The organism is Pseudomonas sp. NFACC05-1, from assembly GCF_900100135.1.
GTDB classification, from domain to species: Bacteria; Pseudomonadota; Gammaproteobacteria; order Pseudomonadales; family Pseudomonadaceae; genus Aquipseudomonas; species Aquipseudomonas fluorescens_Q.
Map to the genome: position 1 here is coordinate 34493 of NZ_FMTR01000027.1, position 19145 is coordinate 53637.

At 60.3% G+C, this 19145-nt stretch carries 21 protein-coding genes; all 21 read left to right on the forward strand.

Going from position 1 to position 19145, the window contains the following annotated elements; all coding sequences use genetic code 11:
• Positions 1 to 2: 2 nt before the first annotated feature.
• Positions 3 to 848 (forward strand): flagellar assembly protein FliH, encoded by an 846-nt coding sequence (gene fliH / locus BLO97_RS26325; protein WP_092348938.1) that lies wholly within the window; start codon positions 3 to 5, stop codon positions 846 to 848.
• Positions 838 to 2196: a flagellar protein export ATPase FliI gene (gene fliI, locus BLO97_RS26330; RefSeq protein WP_063322402.1), complete on the forward strand. Its 1359-nt coding sequence runs from the start codon at positions 838 to 840 to the stop codon at positions 2194 to 2196. Before fliH ends, fliI begins: the two co-directional genes overlap by 11 nt.
• Before the next feature lie 6 nt (positions 2197 to 2202).
• Entirely contained in the window at positions 2203 to 2652 is a 450-nt protein-coding gene (gene fliJ, locus BLO97_RS26335) for a flagellar export protein FliJ (RefSeq protein ID WP_003199091.1), read from the forward strand.
• Between the two features lie 102 nt (positions 2653 to 2754).
• Positions 2755 to 3060, forward strand: a complete 306-nt coding sequence (locus BLO97_RS26340; RefSeq protein WP_053182985.1) for an STAS domain-containing protein — start codon at positions 2755 to 2757, stop codon at positions 3058 to 3060.
• Positions 3061 to 3065: 5 nt separating this feature from the next.
• Positions 3066 to 4772 (forward strand): ATP-binding SpoIIE family protein phosphatase, encoded by a 1707-nt coding sequence (locus BLO97_RS26345; RefSeq protein ID WP_072341619.1) that lies wholly within the window; start codon positions 3066 to 3068, stop codon positions 4770 to 4772.
• A gap of 31 nt (positions 4773 to 4803) precedes the next feature.
• Entirely contained in the window at positions 4804 to 5148 is a 345-nt protein-coding gene (locus tag BLO97_RS26350) for an Hpt domain-containing protein (protein WP_063322400.1), read from the forward strand.
• A gap of 88 nt (positions 5149 to 5236) precedes the next feature.
• Positions 5237 to 6613, forward strand: coding sequence for a flagellar hook-length control protein FliK (locus BLO97_RS26355; protein ID WP_092348941.1), 1377 nt, complete (start codon positions 5237 to 5239; stop codon positions 6611 to 6613).
• Between the two features lie 233 nt (positions 6614 to 6846).
• Positions 6847 to 7350 (forward strand): flagellar basal body-associated protein FliL, encoded by a 504-nt coding sequence (gene fliL, locus BLO97_RS26360; protein ID WP_092348944.1) that lies wholly within the window; start codon positions 6847 to 6849, stop codon positions 7348 to 7350.
• Between the two features lie 9 nt (positions 7351 to 7359).
• Positions 7360 to 8328 carry a flagellar motor switch protein FliM gene (gene fliM / locus BLO97_RS26365; RefSeq protein WP_003184019.1) on the forward strand — a complete coding sequence of 323 codons (969 nt, stop codon included), beginning with the start codon at positions 7360 to 7362 and terminating at the stop codon, positions 8326 to 8328.
• Positions 8329 to 8400: 72 nt separating this feature from the next.
• Positions 8401 to 8859, forward strand: coding sequence for a flagellar motor switch protein FliN (gene fliN, locus BLO97_RS26370; RefSeq protein WP_003199107.1), 459 nt, complete (start codon positions 8401 to 8403; stop codon positions 8857 to 8859).
• 27 nt (positions 8860 to 8886) lie between these two features.
• Positions 8887 to 9297, forward strand: coding sequence for a flagellar biosynthetic protein FliO (gene fliO, locus BLO97_RS26375; protein ID WP_063325145.1), 411 nt, complete (start codon positions 8887 to 8889; stop codon positions 9295 to 9297).
• A complete protein-coding gene (gene fliP, locus BLO97_RS26380) occupies positions 9297 to 10046 on the forward strand; it encodes a flagellar type III secretion system pore protein FliP (protein ID WP_003199111.1) in 750 nt (249 codons plus the stop codon). The genes fliO and fliP overlap by 1 nt, the downstream gene beginning before the upstream one ends.
• Positions 10047 to 10069: 23 nt before the next feature.
• Positions 10070 to 10339, forward strand: coding sequence for a flagellar biosynthesis protein FliQ (gene fliQ / locus BLO97_RS26385; protein ID WP_014337170.1), 270 nt, complete (start codon positions 10070 to 10072; stop codon positions 10337 to 10339).
• A gap of 4 nt (positions 10340 to 10343) precedes the next feature.
• A complete protein-coding gene (fliR, locus tag BLO97_RS26390; protein WP_063322398.1) occupies positions 10344 to 11126 on the forward strand; it encodes a flagellar biosynthetic protein FliR in 783 nt (260 codons plus the stop codon).
• Between the two features lie 3 nt (positions 11127 to 11129).
• Positions 11130 to 12266: a flagellar biosynthesis protein FlhB gene (gene flhB / locus BLO97_RS26395; protein ID WP_092144955.1), complete on the forward strand. Its 1137-nt coding sequence runs from the start codon at positions 11130 to 11132 to the stop codon at positions 12264 to 12266.
• Positions 12267 to 12605: 339 nt separating this feature from the next.
• Complete coding sequence (gene flhA, locus BLO97_RS26400; protein WP_092145041.1) at positions 12606 to 14735, forward strand: flagellar biosynthesis protein FlhA; 2130 nt, start codon at positions 12606 to 12608, stop codon at positions 14733 to 14735.
• 11 nt (positions 14736 to 14746) lie between these two features.
• A complete protein-coding gene (gene flhF / locus BLO97_RS26405; protein WP_063322396.1) occupies positions 14747 to 16096 on the forward strand; it encodes a flagellar biosynthesis GTPase FlhF in 1350 nt (449 codons plus the stop codon).
• Positions 16097 to 16212: 116 nt separating this feature from the next.
• Positions 16213 to 17043, forward strand: a complete 831-nt coding sequence (fleN, locus tag BLO97_RS26410; protein WP_003184001.1) for a flagellar synthesis regulator FleN — start codon at positions 16213 to 16215, stop codon at positions 17041 to 17043.
• Entirely contained in the window at positions 17040 to 17783 is a 744-nt protein-coding gene (gene fliA, locus BLO97_RS26415; protein WP_014337177.1) for an RNA polymerase sigma factor FliA, read from the forward strand. The genes fleN and fliA overlap by 4 nt, the downstream gene beginning before the upstream one ends.
• A 167-nt stretch (positions 17784 to 17950) precedes the next feature.
• On the forward strand, positions 17951 to 18322 hold the full coding sequence (locus tag BLO97_RS26420; RefSeq protein ID WP_003199125.1) for a chemotaxis response regulator CheY: 372 nt from the start codon (positions 17951 to 17953) through the stop codon (positions 18320 to 18322).
• 18 nt (positions 18323 to 18340) lie between these two features.
• Positions 18341 to 19126, forward strand: a complete 786-nt coding sequence (locus BLO97_RS26425; protein ID WP_063322395.1) for a protein phosphatase CheZ — start codon at positions 18341 to 18343, stop codon at positions 19124 to 19126.
• Positions 19127 to 19145 lie beyond the last annotated feature (19 nt).

Below are 19145 nucleotides of genomic sequence, written 5' to 3' on the forward strand. Positions count from 1 at the left end.
TTATGTCTGCCAAGAGTGATGAAGCACCCAGCGACCTGATCCGCGCCCGTGACGTCGGTGGTTTCGACGTCTGGTCGCTGCCCAGCTTCGACCCCCATGTTCCCGAGCCTGAGCCGGAACCGGTGGAAGAGTTGCCGGAACCGGAGGAAGTGCCGCTGGAGGAAGTCCAGCCACTGACCCTCGAGGAAGTCGAGAGCATTCGCCAGGAGGCCTACAACGAAGGCTTTGCCGTGGGTGAAAAGGAAGGCTTCCACAGCACCACGCTCAAGGTCCGCCAGGAAGCCGACGTGGCGCTGACGGCCAAGCTCCGTGCGCTGGAATCGCTGATGCTCAACCTGTTCGACCCCATCGCCGAGCAGGACACCCAGATCGAGAAATCCCTGGTCGGGCTGGTGCAGCACATTGCCCGGCAAGTCATCCAGCGTGAACTGGCCATCGATTCGACCCAGATCGAACATGTCATGCGCGAAGCGCTCAAGTTGTTGCCATTGGGCGTGGGCAATGTGCGGCTGTACATCAATCCCCAGGACTTCGAGCTGGTCAAGGCCCTGCGCGAACGTCATGAAGAAACCTGGCGTATCGTCGAGGACGCTTCGCTGCTGCCCGGCGGTTGCCGTGTGGAAACCGAACACAGCCGCATCGACGCAACCGTTGAAACCCGCATCAGCCAGATCATGGCCAAATTGTTCGACCAGTTGCACGAACAGGCCCTGCATCCGGCCGCTCCCGACCTGAGCCTGGAGTTGCCGGACGAACCCCTGATCAGCGCTGATGCCGCGCCGGCCGATGCTGGCTTGGATGTACCTGAATTGGACGCTTCTGCACTGGACAGCCGCGATGCGCCTTGAGCGAACCAGCTTCGGCAAGCGCCTGGGCAGCTACGCCGAGGCCAGTGAGCTGGCCGGCCAACCGATCCTGGAAGGTCGCCTGCTGCGCATGGTCGGCCTGACCCTCGAAGCCGAGGGCCTGCGTGCCGCCATGGGCAGCCGTTGCATGGTGATCAACGACGACAGCTACCACCCGGTGCAGGTCGAAGCCGAAGTCATGGGATTTTCCGGCAGCAAGGTTTTCTTGATGCCGGTGGGCAGTGTCGCCGGTATCGCGCCCGGTGCGCGCGTGGTGCCCCTGGCCGATAACGGTCGCCTGCCCATGGGCATGAGCATGCTCGGGCGCGTGCTGGACGGGGCCGGACGCGCCCTGGACGGCAAGGGCGGCATGAAGGCCGAAGATTGGGTGCCGATGGACGGCCCGACGATCAACCCCCTCAAGCGCGACCCCATCAGCGTACCGCTGGACGTGGGCATCCGCTGCATCAACGGTTTATTGACGGTCGGGCGCGGCCAGCGCCTGGGCCTGTTTGCCGGTACCGGGGTGGGCAAGAGTGTGCTGCTGGGCATGATGACCCGCTTCACCGAGGCCGACATCATCGTGGTGGGACTGATCGGCGAGCGGGGTCGTGAGGTGAAGGAATTCATCGAGCACATTCTTGGCGAGGAAGGGCTCAAGCGTTCGGTGGTGGTGGCTTCGCCAGCGGACGATGCGCCATTGATGCGCCTGCGGGCAGCCATGTACTGCACGCGCATTGCCGAGTACTTTCGCGACAAAGGCAAGAACGTGCTGTTGCTGATGGATTCTCTGACCCGTTTCGCCCAGGCTCAGCGGGAAATCGCCTTGGCCATCGGCGAGCCGCCGGCCACCAAGGGGTATCCGCCTTCGGTATTCGCCAAGCTGCCGAAACTGGTGGAACGCGCCGGCAATGCGGAAAAGGGCGGCGGTTCCATCACCGCCTTCTATACCGTGCTGTCCGAAGGCGACGACCAGCAGGACCCCATCGCCGACTCGGCCCGGGGCGTACTCGACGGGCACATCGTGCTGTCCAGACGCCTGGCCGAAGAAGGGCATTACCCGGCCATCGACATCGAGGCGTCCATCAGTCGGGTCATGCCGTCGGTGATCAGTGCCGAACACATGAAGCGGGCCCAGCAGTTCAAGCAGTACTGGTCGCGCTACCAGCAAAGCCGCGACCTGATCAGCGTCGGCGCCTATGTCCCCGGCGGTGATCGCGAGACCGACACCGCCATCAGTCTTTACCCGTCCATGGCCGTTTACCTGCGCCAGAGCCTGAACGACAACATCGGCATGGGCGCCAGCGAAGCGCACTTGCAGACTATTTTCGCCCCGGTCTCAGGCACGTAACCGGCCATGGCCACGAGTCGTGCGGCACGCCTGGCGCCAGTGGTGGACATGGCCGAAAAGGCCGAGAAGACCGCCGTCCAGCGACTGGCCTATTTCCAGGGCCAGGTCAAAGTCGCCGAAAGCAAGCTGGCTGACCTCGAAAACTTTCGACTCGAATACCAGGAACAGTGGATCGCCCGTGGCGCCCATGGGGTTTCCGGGCAGTGGTTGTTGGGTTACCAAGGATTCCTCGCGCAGTTGGGTACCGCTATCGACCAACAGCGTCAAAGCCTGGTCTGGCACCAGAACAACCTGGAAAAGGCCCGTCAGAGCTGGCAAGAGGCGTTTGCCCGGGTCGAAGGGTTGCGCAAACTGGTGCAGCGCTATATTGATGAGGCGCGGCAACTGGAAGACAAGCGCGAACAGAAACTGCTGGATGAGTTGTCCCAGCGCCTGCCGCGTCAGAATCCCTATTGATGAGAAACCAGGATTTTGTCGGATGATCGAGGCAAAACCTTGCTCAGACCTCTACCTGATGCTACACCTTGTACACGTATGTCCATGACAGGGAAGCTGAACATGTCAGTCGTTACAGAAGTATCCCAAGATGGGAAGAAATTGACGATTTCGATCGAAGGTCGATTCGATTTCGGACGGCACCAGGAGTTTCGCGAGTCTTACGAGAGACTCAATAACAAGCCCGAGTCCATTGTGGTGGATTTGAAGAAAGCCACCTATCTCGACAGTTCCGCCTTGGGCATGCTCTTGCTGTTACGTGATCATGCCGGTGGCGACGAGTCGGACATCCGGGTCGTCAACAGCAGCAGCGACGTCAAGAAAATCCTTGCGATCTCCAATTTTGACAAGCTGTTCGACATCAGTTGATCGCCATGCAATCGTCGTCGGAGCCACTGACGGTCCTGATTGCCGAAGACAGTGCCGCTGATCGACTGCTGTTGTCGACCATCGTCCGCCGCCAGGGGCATCATGTGCTCACTGCGGCCGATGGCGCCGAAGCGGTCGAGGTCTATCTGGAAAAGCGTCCGCACCTGGTGCTGATGGACGCAATGATGCCGGTAATGGACGGCTTCGAAGCCGCGCAGAAAATCAAGCAGTTGGCCGGGGACCAGTTGGTCCCGATCATTTTCCTCACCTCGTTGACCGAGAGCGAAGCCTTGGCCCGTTGCCTGGAGGCGGGCGGCGACGATTTCCTGGCCAAACCCTACAACCAAGTGATCCTGGCGGCCAAGATCAAGGCCATGGACCGTTTGCGTCGGTTGCAGGCCACGGTGGTGGAGCAGCGCGACCAGATTGCCCGGCACCATGACTACTTGCTCAACGAGCAACGGGTCGCCAAGGCCGTGTTCGACAAGATCGCCCACTCCGGCTGCCTGAGTGCGCCGAACATCCGTTACTTGCAATCGCCTTATGCCTTGTTCAACGGTGACCTGCTGTTGGCAGCGTTCAATCCGGCTGGCGACATGCACGTCCTGCTGGGGGATTTCACCGGCCACGGTTTGCCGGCGGCGGTCGGCGCGATGCCGCTGGCGGAAGTGTTCTACGGGATGACTGCCAAAGGCTATGGCCTGGCGCAGATCCTGCGAGAGATGAATGCCAAGCTCAAACGCATCCTGCCCGTGGACATGTTCTGTTGCGCGACGTTGTTATGCCTGAGCTTCCAGCGTTGCACGGTAGAGATCTGGAACGGCGGCATGCCCGATGGATACCTGCATGACAGCCTCAGCGGCGTGCGTACGCCATTGCCGGCGCGTCACCTGCCATTGGGCGTGCTCACCCCTCAATTATTCGATGACCGCACCGAAGTGCATACCATGTCGCTGGGTGACCGGGTGTTCCTGTTGTCCGATGGCGTGATCGATACCACTGACGAAGACGAGCAACTGTTTGGCGTTGAACGGCTGCAACAGGTGTTTGCCGCCAACCGTGAACCCGACCTGCTGTTTGAAGACATCCAGCAGGCCTTGCGAGATTTTCGCGGTGAGTCGCGGGATGACTTCAGCATGGTCGAGTTGCGACTGGTCGCCCCGACGCAACTCAATCCGCCGCCACCGGTCTATTCCGATAGCGGCCAGTCCAGCCCTCTGGATTGGTCGGTGAGCTTCGAATTCCGGGCGCAGACGCTCAAGCGCTTCAATCCGATGCCCTATTTGCTGCAGTTGTTACTTGAGGTCCATGGGCTCAGGGTGCAAAGTGGCGCCCTTTATAGCGTCATGTCGGAGCTGTATTCCAATGCCCTGGATCATGGGGTGCTGGGGCTTGACTCCAGCCTCAAGCGTGACGCGGTGGGTTTTGCCCGCTATTACAGAGAGCGCAATACGCGCCTGGATGAGCTGAGCGACGGCTATGTGCGGGTGCACTTGCATGTCTCGCCAAGCGGCGAGGGTGGTCGCCTGGCCATAGAGGTCGAGGACAGTGGCGAGGGTTTTGACGTCGCCAGGGTGCTGGCGCGTCCTGTGGACACTGATCGGTTGTCGGGGCGTGGGGTGAGCCTGGTACGCCAGTTGAGCCACCAGGCCAGTTGGTCAGACGATGGTCGTAGTGCGCGCGTGGAGTTTTTCTGGGAGGCTCCGGCATAATCGGCGCCATTCTTGATCAGGGAGCGAACAAGTGAACGAGATTCATCTGGACCGCGACGTGCTCAGCACGCTGAAGGAAGTCATGGAGGAGGGGTATCTGGAGTTGCTGGATACGTTTCTCAATGATTCGGAGGCTCGCTTGCGCGTGCTGCATGAGGCACGGGACGCTGAAAAACTGAGCGCCACGGCCCACAGCTTCAAGGGCAGCAGCAGCAACATGGGCGCTATCCGCCTGGCCGAGCTGTGTGGCGAACTGGAGCAACGTGCCAAGCAGCCGTCATTGGGCGGTATCGAGAAACTGGTCAACGAAATCGACAGCGAATTTGCTTATGTTCGCAAGCTTTGCAGGGAAGAGCGCGAAGGCTTTCACTGCTGAGATTTGACGGTCGGGCAGACGTTGGCCCGTGCCTTGCATTGCCTAGTCTCGACTGTACCTATGATTCCAGTGCAGCGGAGACCTTTTTATGCCCGTTACCCCCAATACACTGCTTCAGGCCTCTGTCCAGGCCAAGCCCAAGGCCGCCGTCAATTCACCGGCAGCGGCCCCGGATCTCGGGGATAGAGCCTCCAGCTTCGCTCAAGTCTTCGCCAAGCAGGCGCCTGACAAGGCTGCGGCGGCCCCTGAGCCACCAGTGAAATCGGCGCGCGACAACGCTTCCAGTAACACCGTCAAAAAAGACACCGGCAACCAAACCCCTGCCACCTCGGAACCGACAGTTGCCGATAGCGGCAAACCCTTGCCCGCGGACAAACCGGTTAGCGCCGACGACGAGACTGCCAGTGACGACAACGCCGACTCGGCTGAGACGCCAGTGGCGGATGCTGCACCCGTCGATCCGAGCCTTGATCCAGGATTGCTACCCGACGTGACGGTGCCGGTGGCGACAATCGCGCCGGAACCTGCGCCTGTGGCCACGACCGAGACTCAGGTCTCCACAGCCGTCGCGGCACCGCTTGCCCCGCTGGTGGCGCCAGCCCAGGCTGCGGTGGTCCCGGAGGTCGACCCAGCCTTTGACCCTGAAGCCGACCCGCTCGACGCATTGCCTGCCTTGCGGTTGGCGATGGAGCAGGGCGGTCATGTTTCCGCCTCCAGCCAGGCGCAATCCAAGACTGCTGCCTCGGCGTCGCTCGACGGTGAGCCGACTTCGGCGCAGACCTTCGCCGCAGGCATGGCGAGCATGCTCACCGTGCAGGCCGACCAGAACAGTACCGATTCTGGTAGCCAGCAGGGCGGTGACAAGGCATTCGGCGGCTTGATCAGCGAGGGTCTCAAGGACCTGAGCGCCGCTTCCAATGATACTCGCGTGGACGATTTCGCCAACCGCCTGGCCGCACTGACCCAGGCTGCTACGCCCAAGACCGCCAACGCGGTGCCGGTCAATCAACCTATCGCGATGAATCAGAGCGGTTGGACCGAAGAGGTGGTCAACCGGGTGATGTACCTGTCCAGCGTCAATCTCAAGGCGGCCGACATCCAGCTGCAACCCGCCGAACTCGGACGCCTGGATATCCGGGTGAACATGGTTCCGGACCAGCAGACCCAGGTCACGTTCATGAGTGCCCACTCCGGCGTTCGCGAAGCTCTCGAGGGTCAGATGCATCGCCTGCGGGACAGTTTCGCCCAGCAGGGCATGGGCCAGGTCGATGTCAGCGTGTCCGATCAATCCCGAGGCTCGCAGAACCAGGGGCAGCAGGCCCAGCAGCAAGCCCAGGCCGGGCGCACGACGTCGTCCGGTGGGCGAGTGGACTCGGCGGATGAACACCTGCCGGCCAGCGTTGCGGAAGTGGCGGCCAGTACCACCAGCGTCATTGGCTCCAGTGCGGTCGACTACTACGCCTGATGTCACAGCCCCCCCCCTCAGTGGGAGCGAGCTTGCTCGCGATAGCGGCTTGTCAGTTACCTTGCAGGTAACTGATCCTTCGCTATCGCGAGCAAGCTCGCTCCCACATTGGTTTCAGGGCGATCAAAGATTGCATCCGCCCAGCCATCTTCTCTCTTGCCACTTCTGGCATAACACTTGCTCCAGCCTTGCCGTGCAACAGTGAAAACCCCGATTAGTGACGGATTATTGGCATGGCGAAGAGTGAAGCAGCAGCTGTAAAAGACCCTGCAACCAAAGGCAAACTCAAGCTGATCATCATGATCGTAGTGGGTTTGCTCCTGGCGATCGGTGTATCTGTGGGTGCGACCTGGTATTTCATGCACAGCGCTCAAAGCAAGCCGGCAGTGGCGGTCGAAGCTGCGCCAGTGGGCAAGCAGCCGGCGATTTTCGAACCGATGGCGCCAGCCTTCGTGGCCAACTACACCCAGAACGGTCGTCAACGCTACATGCAGGTGAGCATTACCCTGCTGGGTCGCAACCAGGCTGACCTGGAAGCGCTGCGGGTACACATGCCACTGATCCGCAATAACCTGGTGATGCTCTTTTCCGGACAGAGTTTCGACACCTTGGCCACGCCCGTCGGCCAGGAAATGTTGCGTCAGAAAGCCACGGCCAGCGTGCAGGAAGTCGCTCAGAAAGAGCTTGGCAAAGTGGTGATCGAACAGTTGCTCTTCACTAACTTCGTATTGCAGTAGGAACACGACATGGCCGTGCAGGACCTGCTGTCCCAGGACGAAATCGATGCGCTGTTGCATGGTGTCGACGACGGTCTGGTACAGACCGAAAACGCTGCTGAACCGGGCAGCGTCAAAAGCTACGACCTGACCAGCCAGGATCGCATCGTTCGCGGACGCATGCCGACCCTGGAAATGATCAACGAACGTTTCGCCCGCTACACCCGCATCAGCATGTTCAACATGCTGCGCCGTTCGGCCGATGTGGCCGTCGGTGGCGTGCAGGTGATGAAGTTCGGCGAGTACGTGCACTCGCTGTACGTGCCCACCAGTCTCAATCTGGTGAAGATCAAGCCGTTGCGCGGCACCGCGTTGTTCATCCTTGACGCCAAGTTGGTGTTCAAGCTGGTGGACAACTTCTTCGGTGGTGACGGCCGTCACGCCAAGATCGAAGGTCGGGAATTCACCCCAACCGAGTTGCGGGTGGTGCGCATGGTGCTGGAGCAGGCCTTCGTCGACCTGAAGGAAGCCTGGCAGGCGATCATGGAAGTGAACTTCGAGTACATCAACTCGGAAGTGAACCCGGCCATGGCCAACATTGTCGGCCCGAGCGAGGCCATTGTGGTCTCGACCTTCCACATCGAACTCGATGGCGGTGGCGGCGATCTGCACGTGACCATGCCGTACTCGATGATCGAGCCGGTGCGTGAAATGCTCGACGCCGGTTTCCAGTCGGACCTCGACGATCAGGACGAGCGCTGGATCAATGCCTTGCGCCAGGACGTGCTGGATGTCGACGTGCCGATCGGTGCGACGGTCGCTCGCCGGCAACTGCGCCTGCGGGACATCCTGCACATGCAGCCGGGGGACATCATCCCCGTAGAGATGCCGGAAGACATGATCATGCGCGCCAATGGCGTGCCGGCCTTCAAGGTCAAGATGGGCTCTCACAAAGGCAACCTGGCGTTGCAGGTGATCGAGCCGATCGAACGCCGCTGAGCGGTGTCGAACGCCTTAAGTTTGTAACGGTTTTTTGCTTCTAACTGAATTTTTGCCCGCCGAGGAAACATGATGGCTGACGATATGAATACCCAGGATGACCAGGCGCTGGCCGACGAATGGGCCGCGGCCCTGGAAGAAACCGGCGATGCCGGGCAAGCCGACATCGACGCCTTGCTGGCGGCCGATACTGGCGCCCATGCGTCCAGTCGCCTGCAGATGGAAGAATTTGGCAGCGTGCCGAAGAGTCATGAGCCGGTGACGCTCGATGGTCCGAACCTGGATGTGATCCTCGATATCCCGGTGTCGATCTCCATGGAAGTGGGCAGCACCGACATCAACATCCGCAACCTGCTGCAGCTCAACCAGGGTTCGGTGATCGAACTGGACCGCCTGGCCGGCGAGCCGCTCGACGTACTGGTCAACGGTACCTTGATCGCCCATGGCGAAGTGGTGGTGGTCAACGAGAAGTTCGGCATTCGCCTGACGGACGTGATCAGCCCGAGCGAACGCATCAAGAAGTTGCGCTGAGTGAAAGGTTTCTTCGCTGCAGCCGCGATGCTGCCATTGAGTGTGCTGGCGGCCGAACCGGTTGCCACGGCCGCCGCTGCGCCGGTAGCAGGCAGTGGTATCGCCGGGCAATTGGCGCAGTTGGTGCTCGGCTTGCTGCTGGTTCTGGGCTTGATCTTCTTTCTCGCCTGGTTATTGCGGCGTGTGCAGCAGGCGGGGCCGGCTGGCAAGGGGCAGGTCATCGACATCGTCGGTTCGCGCGCGCTCGGGCCACGCGACCGGCTGGTGCTGGTACAGGTCGGTAACGAGCAGATCCTGCTCGGCTTGAGCCCGGGCACCATCACCGCCTTGCACGTCCTCAAGGAGCCGGTGCAGGTGCCCTCCGCCGAGCAGGCCAGCCCCGAATTTGCCCAGCGCCTCATGGAACTGTTGGGTAAAGACCAGAAGGATAAAAAGTAATGCCATTGCGCATTCTGTTGGCATTGGCCTTGATGCTGGCCGCACCGTTGGCGTTCGCCGCCGATCCGCTGTCGATCCCGGCGATCACCCTCGGAACCAACGCCGAAGGGGCCCAGGAATACTCGGTCAGCCTGCAGATCCTGCTGATCATGACCGCGCTGAGTTTCATCCCGGCGTTCGTCATGCTGATGACCAGCTTCACCCGGATCATCATTGTCTTTTCGATCCTGCGCCAGGCCCTGGGCCTGCAACAGACCCCCTCGAACCAGATCCTCACCGGTATGGCGCTGTTTTTGACCATGTTCATCATGGCGCCGGTGTTCGACCGGGTGAACCAGGATGCGCTGCAACCCTACCTGGCAGAAAAAATCACCGCCCAGGATGCCGTGGCCAAGGCTGAAGTGCCGATCAAGGATTTCATGCTGGCCCAGACTCGCAGCAGCGACCTGGAGCTGTTCATGCGCCTGTCCAAGCGCACCGATATCCCCAGTGCCGACCAGGCGCCGCTGACCATCCTGGTGCCAGCGTTCGTGACCTCTGAACTCAAGACCGCGTTCCAGATCGGCTTCATGATTTTCATCCCGTTCCTGATCATTGACCTGGTGGTCGCCAGTATCCTGATGGCCATGGGCATGATGATGCTCTCTCCGCTGATCATTTCCTTGCCGTTCAAGATCATGCTGTTTGTGTTGGTGGATGGCTGGGCGCTGATCATCGGTACCCTGGCGGGCAGTTTCGGCGGTGTTTAGGCCTTTTGTGCGGGGAGGGCGATATGACGCCTGAAGTAGCGGTAGACCTGTTCCGTGAAGCACTCTGGCTGACGACCATAATGGTTGCCATCCTGGTGATCCCCAGTCTGCTGGTGGGGTTGCTGGTGGCAATGTTCCAGGCCGCGACCCAGATCAACGAACAGACCTTGAGCTTCCTGCCGCGCCTGCTGGTGATGCTGGTGACGCTGATCGTCGCTGGCCCCTGGCTGGTACAAACCTTCATGGAATACATTCTGCAGCTGTATGGCAGTATTCCGCAGTTGATCGGCTGACCCCATGTCGATGCTCGCGCTGACGGACACCCAGATCAGTACCTGGGTGGCGTCGTTCATCCTGCCGCTGTTTCGCGTCACCGCGGTACTCATGAGCATGCCAGTCTTCGGCACGACCCTGGTGCCGACCCGCGTGCGGCTGTATTTCGCCTTGGCCATCACGGTGGTCATTGCGCCTGGGTTACCACCGATGCCGCCGGTCAATGCCTTGGATCTCAGCGGCCTGATGTTGATCGCCGAGCAGATCCTCATCGGCGCCTTGATGGGGTTTTCGCTGCAGCTGTTCTTCCAGGCCTTCGTGGTGGCCGGGCAAATCATCTCGATCCAGATGGGCATGGCCTTCGCGTCCATGATCGACCCTACCAACGGCGTCAACACGGCGGTGATCGGTCAGTTCCTGACGATGCTGGTGACTCTGTTGTTCCTCGCCATGAACGGGCATCTGGTGGTGTTCGAGGTGTTGACCGAGAGTTTCACCACGATGCCGGTGGGCAGTGCGTTGCTGGTCAATCATTTCTGGGAAATCGCCGGCAAGCTCGGCTGGGTCCTGGGTGCGGCGATGGTGCTGGTATTGCCGGCGATCACCGCGTTGCTGATAGTCAACATCGCGTTTGGCGTGATGACCCGCGCGGCGCCGCAGTTGAATATTTTCTCCATTGGTTTCCCGCTCACCCTTGTGCTGGGCATGGTGATTTTCTGGGTCAGCCTGGGGGATATCCTCAATCAGTATCAGCCGCTGGCTACCCAGGCCTTGCAGCTTTTACGCGACATGGCACAGGCGCGCTGAACCATGGCCGAGAGCGAGAGTGGTCAGGACAAGACAGAAGACCCCACGGATAAGCGCAAGAGGGAGTCCCGGGAAAAGGGTGAGATCGCTCGCTCCAAGGAACTCAATACCCTGGCGGTGATGCTGGCCGGGGCGGGCGGGTTGCTGATTTATGGTGGTGGGTTGGCCTTGGACTTGCTGGAAATCATGCGGCTGAATTTCTCCCTGCCCCGTGAAGTGCTGCTGAGTCCGGGAGCGATGGGGCAGTATCTGCTGCACTCGGGAAAAATTGCGATTCTGTCGGTACAGCCAGTCCTGCTCTTCTTGTTGTTGGCTGCCATCATTGGCCCGATTTCCCTCGGTGGCTGGCTGTTCGCCGGCAAGAGCTTGGCCCCTAAATTCAGCCGGATGAATCCGGCCGCCGGCATCAAACGTATGTTCTCTACTACGGCGCTGATGGAGCTGCTCAAGGCTTTTGGGAAATTCCTGCTGATTCTGTTTGTGGCGCTCACCGTCTTGCAGTCCGACATTGACGACCTGTTGCGCATCGCCCATGAGCCTCTGGAGCAGGCCATTATCCATAGTGTGCAGTTGGTGGGCTGGAGCACATTGTGGATGGCCTGCGGCCTGATCCTGATCGCTGCCATCGATGTGCCAATCCAGCTGTATCAGAGCAAGCAGAAGTTGATGATGACCAAGCAGGAGATACGCGACGAGCACAAGGACCAGGAGGGCAAGCCGGAGGTCAAGCAGCGGATTCGCCAGTTGCAGCGCGAGGTGTCCCAGCGGCGGATGATGGCGGCGATCCCCGACGCCGATGTGGTTATCACCAACCCGACTCACTACGCCGTAGCCCTCAAGTACGACCCCGAAAAAGGCAACGCTCCGGTGTTGCTGGCCAAGGGCAGTGACTTCCTGGCGCTGAAAATCCGTGAAATCGCCGTGGCCAATGAAGTGATGTTGCTCGAATCCCCGGCCCTGGCGCGATCGATTTACTACTCCACCGAACTCGATCAGGAAATCCCTGGCGGCCTGTACCTGGCCGTGGCCCAGGTACTGGCCTACGTCTACCAGATCCGCCAACACCGCGCCGGCAAGGGCAAGCGCCCCGAGCCACTCAAGGATTTGCCGATTCCGCCGGATTTGCGACGGGATTCCTGAGTCTGGCTATTGCAGGCGTTGAACCAGGTGCAGAACTGTTTGGAGCGGGGACACGGTGGACCTGTGGCGAGGGAGCTTGCTCCCGCTGGGCTGCGAAGCGGCCCCAAACCAGACCCACTCAATTCCCCAGGCATACCTGAATATCCCAGATTCAGGGGCCGCTTCGCAGCCCGTCGGGGATAAATCCCCTCACTACAGGTTCTGCGTTCGGCGGGGCATGATTTTTCCTGTAGCGCCCTCCGTTCCTACCTGCGGCCAAAGTTGGAAGGCTTCTTGCAATACCCCGTCTGCGCCCGTCCGGGGCGTCAAAAGTTTGCTTTACAGGCACGGGGATTATTGGTGGATCGCTCTCAGTTACTCAGCACCGCTCGCAGCAACGTAGCAGACCTCAGCCGGGGTAACCTGGGTGTGCCGCTGTTGCTGCTGGTCATGCTCGCCATGATGATGCTGCCGGTGCCGCCGTTCCTGCTGGACGTGTTCTTCACGTTCAACATCGCGCTGTCGATCGTGGTGCTGCTCGTTTGTGTCTACGCCTTGCGGCCATTGGATTTCGCAGTATTCCCCACCATCCTGCTGGTAGCCACGTTGATGCGCCTGGCGTTGAACGTGGCCTCCACCCGGGTCGTGATGATCCACGGGCATGAAGGGCACGCTGCCGCCGGTAAGGTGATCCAGGCGTTCGGTGAGGTGGTGATCGGCGGCAACTATGTGGTCGGTATCGTGGTCTTCGCCATTTTGATGATCATCAACTTCGTCGTGGTGACCAAGGGTGCCGGACGGATTTCCGAGGTGAGCGCGCGTTTTACCCTCGATGCGATGCCTGGCAAGCAAATGGCGATCGACGCCGACCTCAACGCCGGCTTGATCGACCAGAGCCAGGCCAAGCTGCGTCGTCTGGAAGTGGCCCAGGAGGCCGAGTTCTACGGTTCCATGGACGGTGCCAGCAAATTCGTACGCGGTGACGCCATCGCCGGTTTGCTGATTCTGTTCATTAACCTGATCGGCGGCATGGCCGTCGGTATCTTCCAGCACGGCATGACTTTTGGCGATGCCGGTAAGGTGTACGCCCTGCTGACCATCGGTGACGGTTTGGTGGCGCAATTGCCATCACTGTTGCTATCCACAGCTGCTGCGATCATGGTGACCCGCGCTTCGGGCTCCGAAGACATGGGCAAGCAAATTGGTCGTCAGATGTTCGCCTCGCCCAAGGCCTTGGCCGTGGCCGCAGGCTTGATGGCGGTGATGGGGATCGTGCCGGGAATGCCGCACTTTTCCTTTCTGACCATGGCTGCCATGGCTGCCGGTGGCGCCTACCTGTTCTGGAAAAAGCAGAACGTGCAGAAAGTCCAGGCCCTGCAAGAGGTCAAGCGTCAGCAGGAGCTGCTGCCGTCGCCGGCCCGCGCCATGGAAACCAAGGAACTGGGCTGGGATGACGTGACGCCTATCGACATGATCGGCCTGGAAGTCGGTTACCGCCTGATTCCATTGGTCGACCGCAACCAGGGTGGTCAGTTGCTGGCGCGTATCAAGGGGGTGCGCAAGAAGCTCTCCCAAGACCTGGGCTTCTTGATGCCCACCGTGCATATCCGCGACAACCTCGATCTGGCGCCGAGCGCGTATCGCTTGACCTTGATGGGGGTGATCCTGGCTGAAGCCGAGATCTACCCGGATCGCGAGCTGGCGATCAACCCGGGGCAGGTCTACGGCAGCCTCAACGGCATCACCGCCAAGGATCCGGCTTTCGGCCTGGAAGCGGTGTGGATCGAAATCAGTCAACGGGCCCAGGCGCAGTCCCTTGGCTACACCGTGGTGGACGCCAGTACAGTGGTGGCGACCCACTTGAACCAGATCCTGTACAAGCACTCCAGCGAGCTGATCGGCCACGAAGAAGTCCAGCAACTCCTGCAAGTACTGGCCAAAGGCTCGCCGAAGCTGGCCGAAGAGCTGGTGCCGGGTGTGGTTTCGTTGTCGCAGTTGCTCAAGGTGCTGCAGGCGCTGTTGGCCGAACAGGTGCCCGTGCGCGACATACGCAGTATTGCCGAGGCTATCGCCAACAACGCTTCCAAGAGTCAAGATACCGCCGCCCTGGTGGCTGCGGTTCGGGTCGGCGTGTCCCGTGCAATCGTCCAAAGCATTGTAGGCACTGAGTCTGAGCTGCCTGTGATCACCTTGGAGCCAAGGTTGGAACAGATATTGCTCAATAGTCTGCAGAAGGCAGGACAAGGCTCGGAAGAGGGTGTTCTGCTGGAGCCAAGCATGGCCGAGAAGCTGCAGCGTTCGCTGATCGAAGCAGCCCAGCGGCAAGAGATGCAAGGCCAACCGGTGATCCTGCTGGTGGCCGGTCCGATTCGCGCGATGCTCTCGCGATTCGGGCGCCTCGCGGTTCCGGGGCTGCATGTGCTGGCGTACCAGGAAATACCGGACAACAAGCAAGTGACCATCGTTGCGACAGTAGGGCCCAACGGCTGAGGTAGTGGTTTATGCAAGTGAAGCGTTTTTTCGCCGCCGATATGCGTCAGGCCATGAAGCTGGTTCGTGACGAGCTGGGCGCTGAAGCGGCCATCATCGGTAATCGCCGGATCGCTGGCGGTGTCGAACTGACGGCTGCGCTGGATTATAAATTGTCGGCGCTGGCTCCCCGGGTTCCGAACATGGAACTTGAAGACGAGCTGCGCAAGACCCAATCGCGCATCGCCAGCGCCCAGGCCGAGCTGAGCCTGCGCAGCAGCGAAGGCGAGGGCGCGGCAGGCACCAATCGTCAATTGTTTGCCGGTCAGCCGCTGACGGCCGGCCTGCCTTTGACTGCTGCCGAACCGCTGATCGAGCAGGCCCACGCCGAACCGCGTCGTCCTGAGCCAGCGCCCGCAGCGCCTGCCCGGGGTGTCGATCCGCGGGCCCTGGATTCGATGCGCTTTGAACTCAACAGCCTGCGTGAGCTGATGGAAGTCCAGCTCGGCTCCCTGGCCTGGAACCAGCTGCAAGGCAGCCGTCCAGCCCAGGCCAACCTGTGGCGTCGCCTGCAACGCATCGGCCTGTCCGGCCCGTTGTCCCGGGACCTGCTGGCGCTGATCAATGATATCGAGGAGCCTCGTCAGGCCTGGCGCATGTTGCTGGCGCACTTGGCGCGGATGATCGCGACCCCGGAAGTCGAGCCGTTGGAAGAAGGCGGGGTAATCGCCATGGTCGGTCCTGCCGGCATGGGCAAGACCACCACCCTGGCCAAGCTCGCCGCCCGTTATGTACTCAAGTACGGCGCCCAGAGCATTGCCCTGGTGAGCATGGACAGTTTCCGTATCGGCGCCCAGGAACAACTCAAGACCCTCGGCCGGATCCTCAATGTGTCGGTGACCCATGTGGATCCGGGTCAGTCCCTGGCCCAGGCGCTGGAGCCGCTGCTGCGCAAACGCGTCGTGCTGATCGATACCGCAGGCCTGCAAGCCAGCGATCCAGCCCTGCGCATGCAGCTCGAAAGCCTGGCCGGACGCGGTATCAAGTCAAAAAATTATCTCGTATTGGCAACCACCAGCCAGAAACAGGTTCTAACCGCCGCATACCACAGCTACAAACGCTGCGGGCTGGCCGGCTGCATCCTGACTAAGCTGGACGAAACGGCAAGCCTGGGCGAGGTGTTGAGCCTGGCGATCGGTCATGAATTACCGGTGGCCTACCTGACCGACGGGCCGCGGATCCCGGATGATTTGCATCTGCCGCGCCGTCATCAACTGGTCAGTCGTGCCGTGAGTGTGCAAATGCAGGAAGAACCCAGCGAAGAAGCCATGGCTGATATGTTCGCTGATATCTACCACAGCCCGACCAAGCAGGTCGGCTGAGGTAATCATGAATATTTTTTGTACCTACATCGATGGTCTGCCATGCATTGTTCCGTATGTGAACGCGCAGCCAGTAATGTGGCCTCCGTCTAAGTAAGACAAGGTAAAGAACGAACATGGGCAGCATGCATCCCGTACAGGTGATCGCGGTGACCGGCGGCAAAGGTGGCGTCGGGAAGACTAACGTGTCAGTGAACTTGTCCCTGGCTCTGGCAGAGCTTGGCCGACGGGTCATGCTGCTGGACGCCGACCTGGGCCTGGCGAACGTCGACGTGTTGTTGGGGCTTACACCCAAACGCACGCTGGCGGACGTGATTGAAGGGCGCTGTGAGCTGCGTGACGTATTGTTGCAGGGGCCGGGCGGGATTCGCATCGTGCCGGCTGCCTCAGGCACCCAGAGCATGGTTCACCTGACCCCGGCCCAGCACGCGGGCCTGATCCAGGCTTTCAGCGACATCGGCGACAACCTCGATGTGCTGGTGATCGACACCGCAGCCGGTATCGGTGACTCGGTCGTCAGTTTTGTCCGCGCGGCCCAGGAAGTGCTGCTGGTGGTCTGCGACGAACCGACGTCCATCACCGACGCCTATGCCCTGATCAAGTTGCTTAACCGCGACTATGGCATGAACCGCTTCCGCGTCCTGGCCAACATGGCCCAGAGCCCGCAGGAAGGACGCAACCTGTTCGCCAAGTTGACAAAGGTCACGGATCGTTTCCTGGACGTCGCCCTACAATACGTCGGCGCAGTGCCTTACGACGAAAGCGTACGCAAGGCCGTCCAGAAGCAACGTGCCGTTTATGAAGCCTTTCCACGTTCCAAATGCGCGCTGGCGTTCAAGGCAATCGCCCAGAAGGTCGATACCTGGCCACTGCCGGCCAACCCTCGCGGGCATCTGGAATTTTTCGTCGAGCGTCTTGTGCAACAAACAGCAGGGCCCGTGCTATGACAGCCAGCGGTTACAACCATCTCTACAAAAAATCGGCACGGGACGCCCAATACGAATTGATCGAGCGTTACGCGCCACTGGTCAAGCGTATCGCCTATCACTTGCTGGCGCGGTTGCCGGCCAGTGTCCAGGTCGAGGACTTGATCCAGGCGGGCATGATCGGCCTGCTCGAAGTGTCGAACAAATACGACGCGAGCAAGGGCGCGAGTTTCGAGACGTATGCCGGTATTCGCATTCGCGGTGCGATGCTCGATGAAGTCCGCAAGGGCGATTGGGCGCCGCGTTCGGTACACCGCAATACCCGCATGGTCAGTGATGCAATTCGGGCAATTGAAGCTAAAACCGGGCGTGACGCTAAAGATCACGAGGTTGCGGCCGAACTCCAGTTGAGTCTCGACGATTATTACGGGATTTTGAACGATACCTTGGGCAGTCGCCTGTTCAGTTTCGACGACCTGTTGCAGGACGGCGAGCATGAAGGGCTGCACGAGGATAATGCAAGTGCTCACATGGAGCCGTCGCGTGACCTGGAAGATGAACGTTTCCAGAGCGCGCTGGCGGATGCGATTGCCAATCTGCCGGAGCGTGAGCGGCTGGTCTTGGCGCTGTACTACGACGAAGAGCTGAACCTCAAGGAAATCGGTGAGGTCCTGGGGGTCAGCGAATCGCGGGTCAGCCAGTTACACAGCCAGTGCGCGGCCCGTTTGCGGGGGCGTTTGGGGGAGTGGCGAGCGCGTTGACAGGCAGTGTGGGGACACTGCGAACGAGGCTGGCCTGGCAGGTGCTGTACCAGTCTCCATCCGTTGTGCTCCAGACCGTTGTCGAGTGTTGTGCCGGATTGATTGAAATGGCGCGTCCAGGTGCTGGGCGCGTTTAAGACTGCTTGGAGGTCGAATTGGACAAGAACATGAAAATCCTCATCGTTGATGACTTCTCAACGATGCGGCGGATCATAAAAAACCTGTTGCGTGACCTTGGGTTCACCAACACGGCCGAAGCAGATGACGGGACCACTGCGCTCCCGATGTTGCACAGTGGCAACTTCGATTTCCTGGTCACCGACTGGAACATGCCGGGCATGACCGGTATCGACCTGTTGCGCCAGGTGCGTGCCGACGAAAAACTCAAGCATCTGCCGGTGCTGATGGTCACTGCCGAAGCCAAGCGCGAGCAGATCATCGAAGCGGCCCAGGCCGGTGTAAACGGCTATGTGGTCAAACCCTTCACGGCCCAGGCGTTGAAAGAGAAGATCGAAAAAATCTTCGAACGCATCGGTTAACGGCGCCACGGGGGAGCTATGGATAACGAATCTTCAATGGGCGATTTCGAATCGACCCTGAAAAAACATGCCCGCGAACTGGTCGACAGCCTTGAAAAAGGTCGCTTTGGCGATGCGGTTCAAATGATCCATGAGCTCAACCAGACCCGTGACCGCGGTCTGTATCAGGAGGTGGGCAAGCTCACGCGTGAATTGCACAGCGCGATTGTCAATTTCCAGATCGACCCGAATATGCCGCAGGCCGAGGAAGTCTCGCAGATCACCGACGCCACCGAGCGTCTGGGTTATGTGGTCAAGCTGACCGAGGCTGCGGCCAACCGCACCATGGACCTGGTGGAAAGCGCAACGCCCCTGGTCAATGGCCTGAGCGACGAAGCCCAGGCCTTGAGCACCGACTGGGGTCGGTTCATGCGGCGCGAAGTCGGCGCCGAAGAATTTCGGGAGCTGGCCCGTCGGGTCGACGGTTTCCTGACGCGCAGCAGCAACGAGAACCGCGCCGTGGCCAGTAACCTCAACGACATCCTGCTGGCTCAGGACTATCAAGACCTGACCGGTCAGGTGATCAAGCGCGTGACCCAGTTGGTCACCGAAGTCGAAAGCAACCTGCTCAAACTGGTGTTGATGGCCAGCCAGGTCGACCGCTTTGCAGGCATCGAACACGACCGTGAAGCGATGCTCGCTGAAAAAGATCCACAAAAACATCTCTCTCAGGGTGAAGGTCCGCAGATTCATGCCGATAAAAGAGAAGACGTTATGTCCGGTCAGGACGATGTGGACGATTTGCTGTCCAGCCTTGGATTCTGAGTTTTAGCCCTGTTTTAGG

Coding starts and splice junctions, on each gene's coding strand:
- fliH (WP_092348938.1), top strand. CDS start 3: ATGTCTGCCAAGAGTGATGAAGCACCCAGCGACCTGATCCGCGCCCGT.
- fliI (WP_063322402.1), top strand. CDS start 838: ATGCGCCTTGAGCGAACCAGCTTCGGCAAGCGCCTGGGCAGCTACGCC.
- fliJ (WP_003199091.1), top strand. CDS start 2,203: ATGGCCACGAGTCGTGCGGCACGCCTGGCGCCAGTGGTGGACATGGCC.
- BLO97_RS26340 (WP_053182985.1), top strand. CDS start 2,755: ATGTCAGTCGTTACAGAAGTATCCCAAGATGGGAAGAAATTGACGATT.
- BLO97_RS26345 (WP_072341619.1), top strand. CDS start 3,066: ATGCAATCGTCGTCGGAGCCACTGACGGTCCTGATTGCCGAAGACAGT.
- BLO97_RS26355 (WP_092348941.1), top strand. CDS start 5,237: ATGCCCGTTACCCCCAATACACTGCTTCAGGCCTCTGTCCAGGCCAAG.
- fliL (WP_092348944.1), top strand. CDS start 6,847: ATGGCGAAGAGTGAAGCAGCAGCTGTAAAAGACCCTGCAACCAAAGGC.
- fliM (WP_003184019.1), top strand. CDS start 7,360: ATGGCCGTGCAGGACCTGCTGTCCCAGGACGAAATCGATGCGCTGTTG.
- fliN (WP_003199107.1), top strand. CDS start 8,401: ATGGCTGACGATATGAATACCCAGGATGACCAGGCGCTGGCCGACGAA.
- fliO (WP_063325145.1), top strand. CDS start 8,887: ATGCTGCCATTGAGTGTGCTGGCGGCCGAACCGGTTGCCACGGCCGCC.
- fliP (WP_003199111.1), top strand. CDS start 9,297: ATGCCATTGCGCATTCTGTTGGCATTGGCCTTGATGCTGGCCGCACCG.
- fliQ (WP_014337170.1), top strand. CDS start 10,070: ATGACGCCTGAAGTAGCGGTAGACCTGTTCCGTGAAGCACTCTGGCTG.
- fliR (WP_063322398.1), top strand. CDS start 10,344: ATGTCGATGCTCGCGCTGACGGACACCCAGATCAGTACCTGGGTGGCG.
- flhB (WP_092144955.1), top strand. CDS start 11,130: ATGGCCGAGAGCGAGAGTGGTCAGGACAAGACAGAAGACCCCACGGAT.
- flhF (WP_063322396.1), top strand. CDS start 14,747: ATGCAAGTGAAGCGTTTTTTCGCCGCCGATATGCGTCAGGCCATGAAG.
- fleN (WP_003184001.1), top strand. CDS start 16,213: ATGGGCAGCATGCATCCCGTACAGGTGATCGCGGTGACCGGCGGCAAA.
- fliA (WP_014337177.1), top strand. CDS start 17,040: ATGACAGCCAGCGGTTACAACCATCTCTACAAAAAATCGGCACGGGAC.
- BLO97_RS26420 (WP_003199125.1), top strand. CDS start 17,951: ATGAAAATCCTCATCGTTGATGACTTCTCAACGATGCGGCGGATCATA.
- BLO97_RS26425 (WP_063322395.1), top strand. CDS start 18,341: ATGGATAACGAATCTTCAATGGGCGATTTCGAATCGACCCTGAAAAAA.